Here is a 14,152-nt window from a genome sequence, read left to right as displayed (position 1 = left end):
ACAACGTCCGCCGCGCGGCATCACCCAATTCCGGGCCCTGGCCAACCGTCGTTGAACCCGTGAGCGGGTGCTGTTGGTCGGCCACGACGGCAACGGCATCGGGGCTGTCCCAGTCGCCTGGGACCCGTTCGCGGGAGGAAGATCATGAGCTGGCTCTCGAAGGTGTTCAAGCTCAACCCCCCAGGGCTCAACTGGCCGCGAGCGGTGCTGTTCCTGGACATCGCGCTGGTGCCACTGGTCGTCTTCTGGGCGATCGGCCATGAGGAGTACCTGCTCAGCGCCTTGTTCGGCCTGCTGTTTGCCTGGCTGGACGACCCCGGCGGCAGCTATGGGCACCGTGCCTCACACGTCGCCGCCTTTGGTCTGATCGGCGCCGGGCTGACGGCATTGGCATTCGGCATCGGCGGCGAGGCTTGGGGTTGGCTGGTGCTGGCCGCCTTCGCCGTCACCCTGGTAGCCGGGCTGGCAATCGCTTTCGGGGTGCGCAGGTTCGTGACCGCCCTGCTGCTCAATGTCTGGTTCATCCTCGCCCTGTCGCTCGCGGTCGGCTTCCACCAGCATCCCCGCATCACCAGCTACACCTGGGGTCAGGTGCTCGCCTGGTCCGGGGGGTCGGCACTGTGGATCGTGGTGACGTTCATCGGGTGGCTGATCCGCGGGCGCGAGGACCGGCCCCAGCCGATCGCGGAACTCCCCGGTGCCACGTCGCGCCAGAAGCTGACTGGCCCGAAGATCATGTTCGCGGTGATCCGCGCGCTGGCCATCGCTGGCTCCGTCGCGCTGGCGTTCGGACTGAACCTGTCGCACGGCGTGTGGCTGCCGATCGCGACCATGATCGCGCTGAAGCCGAACCTGGAGCAGGCCACGCTGGTCAGCGCACAGCGCCTTGCGGGCGCGTTGATCGGTGCTGTCGCGGCTGCGCTGCTGCTGCTGATCCCCACCAGTGAACACGGGCTGAGGCTGTTCGCGGTCTCGCGCGGACTCGAAGTGGTCGCGCTCGTGCTGCTGATGCACGGGGTGGGGATCCGCTTCTTGAACTACGCGCTCTACTGCGCGGCCATCGCGGCGGGGGCGCTCGTCCTGATCGACCTCCCGCAACCCTCCGACTACACCGCCGAGGGCTACCGGGTCCTGTGGACGTTCTGTGGCGTGGGGATCGGCGTACTCGTCATGCTTCTCGCCGGCCTGCTCGGCAAGCGCACCGCCAAAGCTTCGCCATGAACAGTCCGAACGTGTTCCGCTCCAGCTCGGCAGCAACACGCAAGACCATCGAAACCCACCGTCGCCTCGCAGCGAGTTCACGCGCAGAGTGCGGGCCCGCGCCGTCGAGCGTGGCCAGGTCGATGTGTTCGCCGACGAGTCGACCGTCCGGCGCTGGCTGAGCGGGGAGAACCCCCGGTGGCCGGTTCCGGAGCTCTTGGCCGATGTCTTCTCCGGTTTGCAGTCCAGGGCCTGACAGATGCTGGTGAGAGTCGTGACCCCTTTCGCGTAGCAGCAGACCGCGGAATTCTTCACGCGCCTGATGAGAGTCCTTCAGGCGACGAGTAGGCGGAGGCCGAGTTCTGCTGCATCGAGGGCGGTGAGGTCGCGGTTGCGTTCGGCCCACCGGCCTGAGGAAAGGTCGTCGCGGAGCATGCTGACGGCCCGCTGTTCGGCCTCCAGTCCGACCCTGGTCCATACCGACACCGCCCGGCGGACATGTTCGTCCAGGTATGCCTCAGGGCGTCGCCAGTAGGCCTCGAAGAAGCCGTCAGCGCAGTCCCACGGGACGAGCACCGGCTCGGCCCGGCCCCCGATCGCCTGGGTCAGGTCAGCCAGTGAGGGCCAGCCGACCAGGAGGTCCGCGAACTCAGGAAGGTAGTCGCGCGTGAGCCAGACCCGGTCGAGCCATCCCGGGGCACTGGCGTCGTAGGTGAACACGACCACACGGCGGGCTACTCGTCGCATCTCCTGCAACCCGGCGACCGGATCCGGCCAGTGATGAACGGTGCTGATCGCCATCGCGACGTCGAAGGACTGATCTGCAAAGGGGAGGCTCTCCGCGGTCGCGGCAACGCAGGGCGCCGCGCCCGCGGGACGCTGCGCCCGCATCACCGCCGACGGCTCCACCGCCGTGACCTCGCGGTCCAAGGGCTCGTAGGAGCCGGTGCCGGCTCCTACGTTCAGTACCGTCCGTGCGTCGCCGAGTGCTTCCCAGATCTTCGCGGCGATCCGCGGATCGGTGCGCCGCGTTGCTGGATAGGCGGACCCGATGGCGTCGTACAACTGCGCTCCGAACACTTTCAGTTGCTCCTCTGGCATCGTCCTGATTCCCAAAGCCCGCGCCTGCAGTTCACTGTCGATGGCCCTCGCCATGGCATCAGCACGGTCGCGCTGCTCCAGCATCAGGCCACGCAGTCGGCGCAGGTGTGAGACTGCGTCGGTGGCCGGGTCGTCGACCAGGGCCGCGATTTCGCGCAGTCCGAAGCCCAGCCGCCGGTAGGCGAGCACCTCCCGCAGCCGCTCCACATCGCTCGCCGAGTAGGCCCGGTACCCGGCCGCGGTTCGCGCGGACGGTTGCACGAGTCCAATCCGGTCGTAGTGATGCAGCGTGCGAACGGTCACGTCGGCCAGCTCAGCCGCACGTCCCACGGTGATGTGCTCTTCCACGCCGTCGACTATGTGGCATGACGCTGCGTAAGGGTCAAACACTTCGCCCCCGAGCGTCTGGCGGGCTGTGGCCACGCGAGATGTGCGCTGGTGCCAGACGCTCAGGCAAGTCACCCTTCACCGATCGACGCCGACTCGGACCGAAGGAACGAGGTGGGCACGAGCACGCGGGCAGGCCCATCGCCGTGGTCTTGTCTGGGTCGGTGCCGTGCTCGTCCTTGCCCTTCCCAGGATTCCTCCCCCCAGGGCTTGCGGCCACGGGCTGGCCCTGATTCGGGACAAGCCACCACAGTCGGAGCAACTTCCTTCTCAGTTAACGATCTAGAGGGGGGATTTGAGTACGCGTACTCAGGCGGGGGCGAGCTCCCCGAACAAGACTCCGACGCTGAGATAGGCAAAGGAGCGCATGCGTGACCCCGTCGAACTCACCGGAAGGACAGCAGCGCGGATTCGCGATCGGCTGTGCCGTGGCGGTGCCGGTCGCCCTGGCGCTCGCGGTCGGGAGCGTTCTGTGGGTGAGACAGTCGCTGGTGAACTGGGCCAACCCGCCGGCGCCGGACGTCTCCGCCGTCGCCCGGTCCGCACCGGTCGACGCGGCCGACCGGACGGCCACACGGAAGCTCGACACCGAGCTCGCGCGAGTCGAACGCCTGCTGTCCTGGGCGCGCCCGGTTGCCCGGGGTGTCGAGGACCGCTGCGACTCCCAGGAGGACGATCCCGACTTCGGTAGCCGACCCACGTGGTCGCCTGTGACGTGCCAGCGCACCGTTGTCTGGTTCGCCCGCATCGGTGGCCCACTGTCCGCGGTCCTGACCCGCCTCGACTCGTCGCTGCAGCACGCGGATGTGAAGCCTGATGGCACTCCCATCAACCAGCTCTACGAGATCGGTCACGCCCGCGCTCCGGAGCTGAACTCCGCCAACGACAGCTACGGCGACGGCAACGTCCCCGTCGACATCACCGTTGACGCGCCTCCCAACCTGCAGGAGGCCATCGGCGAGGACCGGGACCTGCTGATCTCCGCCAGCCCGCCACCCGCGCCGGGTGCCACTGTGGACCGCGCGTACACACCAGTGTGGGAGAGCGAACTGACCGCACAGGTGAAGCCCTCCGACTACGTGATCGGCCTGCGCGTCTCGCTCGCGTACCGCCAGTAGCCGTCCCCCTTCCGTAGCCATGCCATCCTGTCCGCGGCCCACCGAGTAGGTCAGCCTGCATGCGCAAAGCAGCGAAAGTCGCAGTCGCCACGTCCGTTCTCGCCGTGCTGGCCGCCGACGGCTGTGGGGCCTTCAACATCGTCCATGTGGTCGTCGGAGTGGAAAGCACCTCGTCGGAGTCACCCGCCGATCCGTCCGCTCCGGCCACCACCCCGCCCAGCGATTCGGACGCGCAGAAGCTGGCCACCGCGTTCCTCCGGTCCTGGCAGAGCGACCCCTCCCACTACGACGGCGCGGCCAGCGACGCCGACTCCCCCTCGACGGCGCAGACCGCACTCCAGGGCTACCACGACGGGCTCTCCCTCACCGGGCTCACCTTCACCGGCGTCACCGCCGCAGGCCCCGACCCGCAGTTCACCGGGGCGACCAGGGTGAACTTCCACGTCACCGCCCAGGTCAAGGGCAGGACCTGAAGCTACCCGGGGAGCCTGGACGTGGTGCAGAGCACCGACGGCACGCAGGCCGTGCACTGGGCGTCCGCCGTGCTCGACCCCGAACTGACCGACGGCCAGAACGTCCAGGCGGGACCGGTCACCACCAGTCCCGGCACGACGGACATCACCGACCGCGGCGGCACGCCGCTGACCGCCGCCCAGGACCCATCGCTGAGCGACATCCTGGCCACCGTCGCAAAGAACGGGCCGGCGAACGGGGGCGGCCGAGGTGCCCAGGGGAAGGCGGAGACCGGCCACAGCGACGGACGGCTAGACCGGTCTCCCCCAGGAGCAACTACTCGACCACGGGCAGGTACACCTTGTGCCCCGTGGCGGCGAACTCCTCGGACTTGGCCTTCATCCCCGCCACGACCGTCGCATCGTCGCCGTTGACTGCCCCCTCGCCGGCGAACATGTCCATAACGGTTTTACTGATCTTCATCGAACAGAACTTCGGCCCGCACATGGAGCAGAAGTGGGCCGTCTTGGCCGGGGCCGCGGGGAGCGTCTCGTCGTGGAAGTCGCGTGCGGTCTCCGGGTCGAGGGCCAGGTTGAACTGGTCCTCCCAGCGGAACTCGAAGCGGGCGTCGGAGAGGGCGTCGTCCCAGGCCTGGGCGGAGGGGTGGCCCTTGGCCACGTCCGCGGCGTGGGCGGCGATCTTGTAGGTGATCACACCCGTCTTGACGTCGTCGCGGTTGGGCAGGCCCAGGTGCTCCTTGGGCGTGACGTAGCAGAGCATCGCCGTGCCCCACCAGGCGATCATCGCCGCGCCGATGCCCGAGGTGATGTGGTCGTAGCCGGGCGCCACGTCCGTGGTGAGCGGGCCGAGCGTGTAGAAGGGGGCGTCGTCGCAGATCTCCTTCTGGAGATCCATGTTCTCCTTGATCTTGTGCATCGGGACGTGGCCCGGTCCCTCGATCATCACCTGGACGTCGTGCGAGCGCGCGATCCGGCCGAGCTCACCCAGCGTCGTCAGCTCGGCGAACTGTGCCTCGTCGTTCGCGTCCGCGATCGAGCCGGGGCGCAGGCCGTCGCCCAGCGAGTAGGTGACGTCGTAGGCCCGCAGGATCTCGCAGAGCTCCTCGAAATGCGTGTACAGGAAGTTCTCCTGATGATGCGCCAGACACCAGGCCGCCATGATCGAGCCGCCGCGCGAGACGATGCCCGTCTTGCGGCGGGCGGTCAGCGGCACGTAGCGCAGCAGCACGCCCGCGTGGACGGTCATGTAGTCGACGCCCTGCTCGCACTGCTCGACCACGGTGTCGCGGTAGACGTCCCAACTGAGCTCCTCCGCCCGGCCGTCGACCTTCTCCAGCGCCTGGTACAGCGGCACCGTGCCGATCGGGACGGGGGAGTTGCGCAGGATCCACTCGCGGGTGGTGTGGATGTTGCGGCCGGTGGAGAGGTCCATGACCGTGTCCGCCCCCCACCGAGTGGCCCAGGACATCTTCTCCACCTCCTCCTCGATCGAGGAGGAGACCGCCGAGTTGCCGATGTTGGCGTTGATCTTCACGAGGAACCGGGAGCCGATGATCATCGGCTCCGACTCCGGGTGGTTCACGTTCGCCGGCAGCACCGCCCGACCGGCCGCGATCTCCTCGCGGACGGTCTCCGCGGCCATCCCCTCGCGCAGCGCCACGAACTCCATCTCGGGCGTGACGATCCCCTGCCGTGCGTAGGCGAGTTGGGTGACGGCCGCGCCCTCGCGCCCGCGGCGCGGACGGCGCGGACGGCCGGGGAAGACCGCGTCGAGGTTGCCCAGCCCCGAGGCGCCCGCGGTGAGCGTGACGCCTCGCGGCGCGGTGTGCTTGAGGCCGTCGTCCTCCGGGCGCGGCTCGCGCCCGTGGTAGTCCTCGACGTCGCCGCGCTGGCTGATCCAGGAGTCGCGCAGCGGCGGCAGACCGCGGCGGACGTCCGGCTCGAAGGCGGGATCGGTGTACGGGCCGGAGGTGTCGTACAGCGGCACGGTGCCACCCGTGCTCAGCAGCACCTCGCGGTAAGGGACGCGCAGATCGGGCCGGGAGCCCTGGTGGTACGCCTTGCGCCAGGCCGGGGTCGGGTAGCCGCCCTGGGTGCTGGAGGCCGTTGCGGCCTGCTCGGAGACAGACTTCTGCTGCGTGTCGTCGTGCGTGGTCATCAGACCCACTACTCCCTACGCCGGCATTACCCGGTCAGGTTCCTGCGGTCGACGCAGCGTTCGACGTCCCCCATGTCGGGGACGGCGGTCAGCGTCCTCTCAGCCCGGTGCTCCGAGCTCCCGCGTCTACAGATGAGATGGTGAACACGGTAGCGAGGAGTGGCGGAGCTTGGCCAGGGCTGTGTTGCGCAGTGGACAGGCGGTACCGTTCGCGCGTGGCAGAGCACCACGTGGCGGAACACTCCCCTCCGCATCAGCACCCCCACGGTCACTCGCACGACCACGGCCCGGCGAGCCCCGCGTCCGCACGCCTGCGCGTCCTGCTGGCTGCCGTGCTGGTGCCGTTCGCGCTGGCGGTGCTGTCGGGGCTGTGGCTGCTGTGGCCCGCCCCGCTGCCCGCGCACGCCCCGACGGGGACCGGCTTCGACCAGATCACGGTGACCGGAACCGTGACGGCCACCCGTTCCGTGCCCTGCGGAGGGTCCGGCCAGAGCAGCGCGGCCAGCGCGAACTCGGGCACCTGCACCGCCATCACCTTCCGGCTCACCAGCGGCAAGGACGCCGGCCGCAGCGTCACGCAGACGCTCACCCCCGACCAGACCGCGGTCTACTCGGCGGGCGAGAAGATCGTCGTGGACTACTCGCCGACCGCTCCCGCCGCACTGCAGTACACCGTCGAGGACGCCGACCGCAGCCTCCCCGTCGCCCTGCTCGCCGGCGTCTTCGCGCTGGCCGTGGTGCTCGTCGGACGCCTGCGCGGCCTGGCGGCACTGGTCGCGCTGGGCATCAGCTTCCTGGTGCTGTCCTTCTTCGTCCTGCCGGCCATCCTCGGCGGCGAGCCGCCACTCGCCGTCGCCGTCGTGGGCGGCGGGCTGATCATGCTGCTGGCCCTCTACCTCTGCCACGGCTTCTCCGCCCGCACCTCCGTCGCGGTGCTCGGCACCATGGCCTCGCTGGCGCTGATCGGCGCGCTCGGCCAGGCCTTCATCGGCCTGGCCCGGCTCACCGGCAACACCTCCGACGAGACCGCGTTCGTCCACTCGCTCTTCCCCGGCATCCAACTACCGGGCCTGCTGCTGGCCGGCGTCATCATCGGCTCGCTGGGCGTCCTCAACGACGTGACCGTCACCCAGGCGAGCAGTGTCTGGGAGCTCCACGCGGCCAACCCCGCCCTCGGCGCCCGGGCGCTCTACCGGGCGGCCATCCGGATCGGCCGCGACCACATCGCCTCGACCGTCAACACCCTGGTCATGGCCTACGCGGGGGCGGCCCTGCCGCTGATGCTGCTGTTCTCGCTCTCGCACCGGGGAGCCTGGCAGGTGGCCACGAGCGAGATCGTCGCCGAGGAGGTGGTGCGCACCCTCGTCGGCAGCATCGGCCTGATCGCGTCGGTTCCGCTGACGACGGCCCTCGCGGCGTTCGTCGCCTCCCGGGACGTGCGCGACGAGACGGAACTCGCGGGCGTACCCGCTCCGGCGCGGGGCAGGGCGTCCCACCGCCGGCGTCACTGAGCCGTCGCCGGGGGACGAAGGGCCGGTTGCTCGGCAACCGGCCCTTCGTCCCTGACTTCACGTCAACTCACGGCAGCTCACGTCAACTCTTGGATGCCTTCTTCACCAGGATCACGACCACCGCGCCCAGCGCGACCACGACGAGCAGCTTGATGATCATGCCCAGCAGCCCGAAGAAGATGCCGACCAGCGCCGACAGCACCCACCAGGCGATGATGATCGCCGCAATCGGGACCACGATGTTGCGCACCCAGCCAGGGAGCGCCTTCCACAGTTCAGTCATGATGTCCGTCCTCCCCCTCGGGTGTCCTGGCTTACGTCTTCGATCGTACGGGCGCCAGAAGCCGCAACGAAGAGTTCCTGCCCCTGAGAAGACCCGGATAAGACCCTGATCAGGACAGTCGGGGAAACCCTCACAACCCCCCGGACCGGCGCCCGGATCAGCGCCGGGATCAACCCTCCGGCGGCGAGAAGACCACGAGAACCCGCAGGTCCTCGCTGATGTGGTGGAAGCGGTGCGGCACGCCCGCCGGGACGAAGACGACGCAGCCGCGGGCCACCATGGCCGTCTCCTCGCCCACCGTGATCGACCCGCGTCCGCTGACGACGACGTAGAGCTCGTCCTGCGCGTGTGAACCCTGGGTGTCCGGTTCCCCCGCGTTCAGTGCGTACAGGCCCGCGGACATCGTGTGTTCCCGCAGAAAGCGCAGGTACGCGCCCTCGTTGGCGCACCGCTCGGCGTCGAGGTCGTCCATCCGGAAGAGCTTCATGTGCGCCATTCAACCAGCCTTCGGTACTACCGCTGGCGGTCACCGGCTGCGACGATCACGGCATGATGAAGTTCGTACTCAAGACCCTGATCAATGCCGCGGCCATCGGTGTGGCGGCCTGGCTCATCAAAGGCATCGACCTGACCGCGAGCGACTGGCAGCACAAGGCACTGACCCTGGTGCTCGTCGCCCTGGTCTTCGGCGTGGTGAACTTCTTCGTCAAGCCGCTCGTCAAGCTCTTCTCGCTGCCGCTGTTCATCCTCACCCTGGGCCTGATCACCTTCGTGATCAACGCGCTCATGCTGTGGCTGACCTCCTGGGCCTCGGGCAGGCTCAGCCTGGACTTCCACGTGGAGGGCTTCCTGCCGGCCCTGCTGGGCTCGCTGCTGATCAGCATCGTGGCCTGGGCGCTGCACCTGGTCGTCCGCGACGAGGACTGACGACGGGCCGCCCCGCCGGGCGACGGCGCACGACCGGGCACGACCGGGCACGACCGGGCTAACGACCCAGAATGGCTTCCAGCTCGCGATCGAGGTCGGCGGTCGTGTGCTCCTGTCCCATCGGGAGCGCACGATCGGTCCGGCCGAGGAAGGAGATCAACGGGACGGCGGGGGAGCGGAGCACCGCGGCGCCCTCCGTCGAGCGCAGCTCGATGCACACGTCCATGAAGTCCTCGTCCAGCCCCGCGACGGGCCAGACCCGAACGTCGCCCTCCCCGCTCGGGCGGGTGATCCCGTCCAGCAGCAGTTCCCGGCCGAAGACCCAGCTGACCGGCGGGTCGCCGGGCAGGTGGAAGGTGAGGCGGATCGCCAGCGGGTCGACGGGGTCGTAGGCAAGCTTCACGTCGGTGTCGAAGGTGAGTTCGTCGGACACCAGCAGGCTCATCACAAGATGGCCCTTGACCAGGCTCTGCATCTTCATTGCGGTACCTCTCGATCCCCGTCGTCAGTTCGGTACTGCGTAGCGCGCGCGACCATCGTCGCTTTTGTCCGCTCTCGGCCCCAAGAGCGAAGATTTCAAATGCTGAAAGAGAGCCGTTCCAGCACCGATCCGACACGGGCCGCCAGTCGGTCCGCCGCCGCGGGAAGCCGATGGGCCTGGGCGAGCGGCAGGGAGAGCGCGACCGTGCAGACGGCCGTGCCGATCATGATCGGGACCGCCGCGCAGACGACGCCCGGCATGTACTCCTGGTGCTCCAGCACCGGCCGCCCGTGCGGGCGGCCTTCCAGGCGGCGCAGCAGCACGTTCTGGTCGGTCACCGTGCGCCGGGTCAGCGACTGCGGACGGTGACGCGAGAGGTAGTCAAGGCGTCCCTCCCGGTCGAGTTGGCCGAGCAGGCACTGTCCGATGGCGTGCGCGTGGCCGGTGACCCGGAAGTCGGCCCACTCCTCCACGGCCTCCATGCCCGGCCCCTCGCAGACCTCTACCACGTCCAGCTCGCCGTCCCGGTAGGTCGCGAAGTACGTCGCCGCACCCAGCTCGTCGCGCAGCAGCGCGAGCGCGGCGCCGATCGCCGCGCGGCCCTCGCGCACCTCGTGGTGACGACCGAGCTCGCCGACCGCCTCCCCGTAGACGTACGCGCCGTCGACGCGCTCCAGATATCCCTCGTGGGTGAGGGTGCGCAGCAGGTGGTACGCGGTACCCAGGGGCAGTCCCGCCTGGCGGGCGAGCTGCTTGGCGGTCGCGCCCGAGCGGTGTTCGCCGACGGCCTCGAGCAGCCGCAGAGCCCGCTGCACCGAGGAGATCAGCGTCGGCGCGGCCTTCTCCGTGGCCATCTCAACCCCCTGGGCATGTGCCATATGGACGCAACTCCTCCACATCATGCCCACTGTGAGGACGGGATGTCTGCCTCTCCGGTGTACTCCTCACCCGGGCCCGGGACGGGACTGCGCCACGGCGTGTTGTCGCATCGGGTTTCACTCCACGCCCCCCGCGGCACACTCCCAACGTGGTGGCACAACCCGCGACACGCACAGCAGCCCGACACGCCCCGCGTCCGGTGGTGAAGCGCACGGCTCGCGCGATCCTGCTGGACGACGGCCCCGACGGCCCCGAGCTCGTCATGATCAAGCGGACCAAGCCCGGCCGCCCGCCGTACTGGATCACCCCCGGCGGCGGCATGGAGCCGAGCGACGCCACCGTCGTCGACGCGCTCCATCGCGAGCTCTCGGAGGAGCTCGGCGGCAAGGCGACGGACATCGTCCCCGCATTCGTCGACACGGTCTCCCACACCCATCACGAGGACGGCACCGAACTGCACCCGCACGGGGTGAAGGTGCAGCACTTCTTCGTGTGCAGGCTCAGCTCGATGGACCTCGCCCGCCGGCACGGCCCCGAGGTGGACGCGCCGGTGGGCGAGTACGAGGTGGTCCGCCTCCCGTTCACGCGCGAGGGGGTGACGGCGGTGAACGTCGTCCCCCCGTCGCTGCGGGCCTATCTCGCGGCGAACATCGAGGGAGTCAGAGCACTGCTCGCCGACGATCTCGGCGTGACGTAGGCAGGCCCGCGGGTACGGCGGACGCGGGACCTCAGGGCCCTCCATCCGGGGGCCCTACATCTGGCCGTCCTCCAGGTCGTACAGGACGTGCTCCGTCGGCACACCCGCATCGAGCAGCACCGCGCGGGTGCGCCGGATCATCGCCGAGGGCCCGCTCAGACAGGCCCGGTAGCCGTCCCAGGGGCCGCTTCGGGCGATGACCTCGGAGAGGGCGCCGCGCTCGCTGCCGGGCAACGGCTGCGCGCCCGGGGACGGTTCCGCGACCGCGCTGTGGACGGACAGCCACGGCAGGCGACGGTCCAGCTCCCGCAGCGCCGTGAGCGCGTACAGCTCCTCCGCGCGGCGCGCGCCGTAGTGGAGTTCGACGGTGCGCCGCGCGCCCGACAGCGCCAGCTCCTCGACGATCGCCAGCAGCGGCGCGATCCCCGTGCCGCCGCCGACGAGCAGCAGCGGGTCGCGCTCGTGCGGGTCCACGACCATGCGCCCCTGCGGTGGACCGAGGCGGACCATGTCGCCCGGCTGCGCCCGGTGCACCAGAGCATTGCTGACCCAACCCGCCGGCACGGCCTTCACGTGCAGCCGCAGCAGCCCGTCCGCGCCCGGACGGGCCGGAACGGACGCGGGAGAGGCGAGCGAGTAGTTGCGCCACACCCGCGGCCACCACGGCACCTCGACGCTCGCGTACTGACCGGCCCGGTAGGGATACGGGTGGTCGGTCCGCAGTGTCACCACTGCGATGTCGCGGGTCACCGCGTCGACCGACTGCACCTCCCCCTGCCACCAGGCGGGCGAGGTCTGCGCGTCACGCGCCGCCGCGGCCATCATGACCTGCGCGATCACGCCGAAGACCCGGCTCCAGGCCTGTGCGGTGTCCTCGGTCCACTCCCGTCCGCAGTAGCGTTCGAGCGCCGCACACAGAGCCGTGCCCACCGGCGCGTAGTGCTCGTCCCGCACGCCGAATCGGCGATGGCCACGCGCGAGCTTCTCCAGGTACGCGACCAGCGTCGGCGGATCGTCGGCGGCCCGACCGGCGGCGAGCAGCGCGCGGAACAGCTTGTCGCGCTGGACGTCCATCGCCGCGGGAAAGAGCGCGCGCAGCTCGGGACGGGTGAGGAAGAGCACGGCGTAGAAGTGCGCCGTCGCGCGGTCCGCGACCGGCTCGACCGCGGCAAGACTGCGCCGGATCAGCACGATGTCCTGCGGCGTCGGCCCGACCGCCCCGCCGTCCGCGGCCGGCGCGGCCGCGGGCGGGATCGCCGAGGGGGCGGTGAGCGAGGAGGACGCGACCGAGGGGGGCATGGCCGACGCCGGACTCGGCGCGGGCTGCGGCGGCGCGACAGGCTGCTGCGGCAGCGCGGCCGACGGTGTCGGCACGGGCGGTTTCCGCACGGAGGAGGCTTTCTGACGGGAGGACAGCGGGACGACCGCCACCACCGAGCCGGGCAGCGGCATCGGCGGGGGAGGCAGCGGCACAGCCGGGATGCCCTGCGGTATCGGCGGCGGAGCGGACTGGATCGGCAGCGGCGCCGGGGGCTCGACCGGCGCCGCCGGCACCGCCCAGGCACGCGTCCACGCGTCGTCCGGGCCCACCCAGTTCAGTGCGGGCGCGTTGGCGATCATCGGGGTGAACCCGGCGGGCCGCAGCGCGACCTCCTGCCCGGCCACGGCCTCGGCCGGCGGCAAGGGATGCCCGTACTCCACGGGCGGCTCGTACATCGCGGCTCCGCCGAAGGCTGCGGGCGGCTCGAACGGGGCCGGGGGTTCCGGTCGCGTTGACGGTTTCGGCTGTTCAGGTGGTTCGGGAGGCTCCTGCGGGGCCGCCGGCGCCGACGCGTCGAGCTCCTCCGGCTCCTCGACGACCTCGGCGGAACCTCCCGCCTTCCCGTTCCGTCGGTCCGCTCCGCGCGTGCGGGAGCGGCTGTTTCGATTGAGAGCGCTTCCGATCGACACCTTGGAGCTTCATCTCCCGTCGGGTCCGTACCTGCCTGGGAGCCTGACACGAGGTGACGGGTCGTCCTGCCAATAGCGTGAAGTACCGGGCGCACGGAGAGACGACGCGCTACGCTGACGCGCCCCCACCCGGAACTCCACCGCGCTCCAACGCCTCGGTGACCTCCTGGCCCAGGCGCCGCTTGGCTCGCGCGCCCACCGCCGTCCACACCGGTTCGCCGTCGCGGAAGAGCATGAGCGTCGGCATGGACAGCACCCCGTAGCGGCTCTGCGTCCGCGGGTTGGCGTCGACGTCCAGCGCCAGCACGTGCAGTTCGCCGGCGCGCTCGGCGGCCAGCTCGGCCAGGACCGGGGCCATCATCCGGCACGGCGGGCACCAGTCGGCGGTGAACTCCACCAGCACCGGCAGCCCGCTCGCCAGCACCCGTGCGTCGAAGTCCGCGTCCGTCACCGCCGCAACGTGCTCACTCGTCCGTGTCATCGTCCGCTCCCCTCTCGCGCCCCTCCGGGGGCTGTGTCAGTTCGCACCGGGCCGGGGGCGGCGACACCGCCGACGCCTCGAGCTCCGCCCGGGTCAGCTGGGCGCTCATCTGCCCGCGCACCTGCTCCAGCCGCCCGATCACCGCGTCCAGCTCGGCGAGCTTGCGCCGGTAGACGTCCAGCGAAGCCGGGCAGGAGTCGCCGCTCGGATGGCCCGCGCGCAGGCAGTCGACGAAAGGACGGGTCTCCTCCAGCTCGAAGCCGAAGTCCTGCAGCAGCCGGATCTGGTGCAGCAGCCGCAGGTCCTCCTCGTCGTAACGGCGGTAGCCGTTCTCGGTGCGGCGGGCGGGCAGCAGCCCGCGCGCCTCGTAGTAGCGGAGCGTCCGCGTCGTCGTGCCCGCCTTTCGGGCCAGCTCACCGATGCGCATGGCTCGACCGTAGACCTTGACCCCGACGTCAACGCCAGCACGCGGGCGCGTCCGCCTGGTTCAGCGAGGGAGATGCGGT

The 14,152-nt window shown here is 70.2% G+C and carries 17 protein-coding genes; 7 read left to right on the top strand and 10 right to left on the bottom strand.

Features of this window, described 5'->3' with window-relative positions:
* Nucleotides 1–144 precede the first annotated feature (144 nt).
* Together TR49_RS23350 and TR49_RS47145 are read left to right on the top strand one after the other, a co-directional pair.
* A complete protein-coding gene (locus TR49_RS23350) occupies nucleotides 145–1,221 on the top strand; it encodes an FUSC family protein (RefSeq protein WP_042384704.1) in 1,077 nt (358 codons plus the stop codon).
* Nucleotides 1,145–1,456 carry a hypothetical protein gene (locus TR49_RS47145; protein WP_500808188.1) on the top strand — a complete coding sequence of 104 codons (312 nt, stop codon included), beginning with the start codon at nucleotides 1,145–1,147 and terminating at the stop codon, nucleotides 1,454–1,456. Before TR49_RS23350 ends, TR49_RS47145 begins: the two co-directional genes overlap by 77 nt.
* 77 nt (nucleotides 1,457–1,533) lie before the next feature.
* Here the strand turns inward: TR49_RS47145 and TR49_RS23345 are convergent, their stop codons facing one another.
* Nucleotides 1,534–2,649, bottom strand: a complete 1,116-nt coding sequence (locus tag TR49_RS23345; RefSeq protein ID WP_042384820.1) for a MerR family transcriptional regulator — start codon at nucleotides 2,647–2,649, stop codon at nucleotides 1,534–1,536.
* Between the two features lie 410 nt (nucleotides 2,650–3,059).
* Here TR49_RS23345 and TR49_RS23340 point away from each other — a divergent pair, with 410 nt between their 5' ends.
* On the top strand, nucleotides 3,060–3,806 hold the full coding sequence (locus TR49_RS23340) for a hypothetical protein (protein ID WP_042384702.1): 747 nt from the start codon (nucleotides 3,060–3,062) through the stop codon (nucleotides 3,804–3,806).
* 59 nt (nucleotides 3,807–3,865) lie between these two features.
* On the top strand, nucleotides 3,866–4,279 hold the full coding sequence (locus TR49_RS40275; protein WP_152627413.1) for a hypothetical protein: 414 nt from the start codon (nucleotides 3,866–3,868) through the stop codon (nucleotides 4,277–4,279).
* A 2-nt stretch (nucleotides 4,280–4,281) separates the two neighbouring features.
* On the opposite strand, the gene TR49_RS40270 is transcribed toward TR49_RS40275, so the two are convergent.
* Both TR49_RS40270 and thiC read right to left on the bottom strand, forming a co-directional pair.
* The gene (locus TR49_RS40270) at nucleotides 4,282–4,482 is read right to left on the bottom strand and encodes a hypothetical protein (RefSeq protein WP_052434567.1); all 201 of its coding nucleotides are present in this window, start codon (nucleotides 4,480–4,482) and stop codon (nucleotides 4,282–4,284) included.
* Nucleotides 4,483–4,595: 113 nt separating this feature from the next.
* Nucleotides 4,596–6,437, bottom strand: a complete 1,842-nt coding sequence (thiC, locus tag TR49_RS23330; RefSeq protein WP_042384819.1) for a phosphomethylpyrimidine synthase ThiC — start codon at nucleotides 6,435–6,437, stop codon at nucleotides 4,596–4,598.
* Between the two features lie 215 nt (nucleotides 6,438–6,652).
* On the opposite strand from thiC, the gene TR49_RS23325 reads away from it, so the two are divergent.
* Nucleotides 6,653–7,948, top strand: coding sequence for a YibE/F family protein (locus TR49_RS23325; protein WP_042384817.1), 1,296 nt, complete (start codon nucleotides 6,653–6,655; stop codon nucleotides 7,946–7,948).
* An 82-nt stretch (nucleotides 7,949–8,030) separates the two neighbouring features.
* Here the strand turns inward: TR49_RS23325 and TR49_RS23320 are convergent, their stop codons facing one another.
* Nucleotides 8,031–8,231, bottom strand: a complete 201-nt coding sequence (locus TR49_RS23320) for a hypothetical protein (protein WP_042366667.1) — start codon at nucleotides 8,229–8,231, stop codon at nucleotides 8,031–8,033.
* Between the two features lie 169 nt (nucleotides 8,232–8,400).
* Nucleotides 8,401–8,718 carry a cupin domain-containing protein gene (locus TR49_RS23315; protein WP_042384816.1) on the bottom strand — a complete coding sequence of 106 codons (318 nt, stop codon included), beginning with the start codon at nucleotides 8,716–8,718 and terminating at the stop codon, nucleotides 8,401–8,403.
* Nucleotides 8,719–8,780: 62 nt separating this feature from the next.
* Between TR49_RS23315 and TR49_RS23310 the strand changes: the two genes are divergently transcribed.
* The gene (locus TR49_RS23310; protein WP_042366669.1) at nucleotides 8,781–9,158 is read left to right on the top strand and encodes a phage holin family protein; all 378 of its coding nucleotides are present in this window, start codon (nucleotides 8,781–8,783) and stop codon (nucleotides 9,156–9,158) included.
* Nucleotides 9,159–9,216: 58 nt separating this feature from the next.
* On the opposite strand, the gene TR49_RS23305 is transcribed toward TR49_RS23310, so the two are convergent.
* Both TR49_RS23305 and TR49_RS23300 read right to left on the bottom strand, forming a co-directional pair.
* On the bottom strand, nucleotides 9,217–9,633 hold the full coding sequence (locus TR49_RS23305) for an SsgA family sporulation/cell division regulator (protein ID WP_042384815.1): 417 nt from the start codon (nucleotides 9,631–9,633) through the stop codon (nucleotides 9,217–9,219).
* A gap of 101 nt (nucleotides 9,634–9,734) precedes the next feature.
* Nucleotides 9,735–10,493, bottom strand: a complete 759-nt coding sequence (locus TR49_RS23300) for an IclR family transcriptional regulator (RefSeq protein ID WP_052434562.1) — start codon at nucleotides 10,491–10,493, stop codon at nucleotides 9,735–9,737.
* A 227-nt stretch (nucleotides 10,494–10,720) separates the two neighbouring features.
* Here TR49_RS23300 and TR49_RS23295 point away from each other — a divergent pair, with 227 nt between their 5' ends.
* The gene (locus tag TR49_RS23295) at nucleotides 10,721–11,215 is read left to right on the top strand and encodes an NUDIX hydrolase (RefSeq protein ID WP_369405336.1); all 495 of its coding nucleotides are present in this window, start codon (nucleotides 10,721–10,723) and stop codon (nucleotides 11,213–11,215) included.
* A gap of 54 nt (nucleotides 11,216–11,269) precedes the next feature.
* On the opposite strand, the gene TR49_RS23290 is transcribed toward TR49_RS23295, so the two are convergent.
* The 3 genes from TR49_RS23290 to TR49_RS23280 form a co-directional block, all read right to left on the bottom strand.
* Complete coding sequence (locus TR49_RS23290) at nucleotides 11,270–12,931, bottom strand: globin domain-containing protein (RefSeq protein WP_084725301.1); 1,662 nt, start codon at nucleotides 12,929–12,931, stop codon at nucleotides 11,270–11,272.
* A gap of 343 nt (nucleotides 12,932–13,274) precedes the next feature.
* Nucleotides 13,275–13,646: a thioredoxin gene (gene trxA / locus TR49_RS23285; protein WP_042384689.1), complete on the bottom strand. Its 372-nt coding sequence runs from the start codon at nucleotides 13,644–13,646 to the stop codon at nucleotides 13,275–13,277.
* A complete protein-coding gene (locus TR49_RS23280; protein WP_042384688.1) occupies nucleotides 13,630–14,073 on the bottom strand; it encodes a MerR family transcriptional regulator in 444 nt (147 codons plus the stop codon). Before TR49_RS23280 ends, trxA begins: the two co-directional genes overlap by 17 nt.
* Nucleotides 14,074–14,152 lie beyond the last annotated feature (79 nt).

The sequence above is a fragment of the Streptacidiphilus melanogenes genome, assembly GCF_000787835.1.
Lineage (GTDB): Bacteria > Actinomycetota > Actinomycetes > Streptomycetales > Streptomycetaceae > Streptacidiphilus > Streptacidiphilus melanogenes.
This window is presented reverse-complemented; position numbering and strand designations above follow the sequence as displayed.